This window comes from Bartonella sp. AA126HLJHH, assembly GCF_042197425.1.
Taxonomy (GTDB): domain Bacteria; phylum Pseudomonadota; class Alphaproteobacteria; order Rhizobiales; family Rhizobiaceae; genus Bartonella.
Genome location: NZ_JBHIRU010000135.1, coordinates 1 through 607, shown reverse-complemented (window position 1 = coordinate 607; position 607 = coordinate 1). Strand labels below are relative to the sequence as shown.

1 protein-coding gene and 1 pseudogene are annotated in these 607 nt (G+C 38.6%); both read left to right on the top strand.

Features of this window, described 5'->3' with window-relative positions:
• Nucleotides 1–239 (top strand): annotated as a pseudogene (locus ACFIQC_RS10160) (hypothetical protein); the annotation flags it as partial.
• A partial coding sequence (locus ACFIQC_RS10155; protein ID WP_375707160.1) for a hypothetical protein occupies nt 236–607 on the top strand: 372 nt, incomplete at its 3' end. The pseudogene ACFIQC_RS10160 and the gene ACFIQC_RS10155, both read left to right, overlap by 4 nt.

Genomic DNA, 607 nt, shown 5'->3' with positions numbered 1-607 from the left:
ATCTACCTACTTTTTATAAGGCACCCTTAAGGTTCCCTTATGCAATATTTCCACCAGCAACTCCAATGATAGAGCAAGGGGGAGCGTTCATCGGGCATAACCCTAGTACCCATAAGTGTTATGGTAATGCGGGGAAAAAATGTCAAGATAATTATGGAATACATCATAATGCAAAAATTTATGCACCTTATGCAATTTTAGATAATTTAGGTTTAGGTTATTTATGGAGAAAAAAATGAATACACTGTTTAAATTATTAAGTGGAATAGTTCTGTTAAGTGTCTCTGGATGTGACATATCAAATATTGACAAACCTCCTCCAGGGGAAGTACATGGGTGGTTGAAGGCGGGAGCAGATTTTACTGAGATAGGAAAAGCCTTATTAGAATGTGGAATGCCGAGTCTTATCGATCCTGATTCAGAAAATAGAAACCTCAGTTTAAATCAAATGGCATCCATTGATGCTTGTATGGTCCAAGCAGGATTTCGTGATAGATACGGTGGTCCGTATTGGTGCTATAATTATAAAGACCTTCCCATTTGTCAGCCTGGTGCTGTCATCCCGAAGAGAAGTGTCGAAAAGCGCTTAAACAGCCCTTTTTGTAAA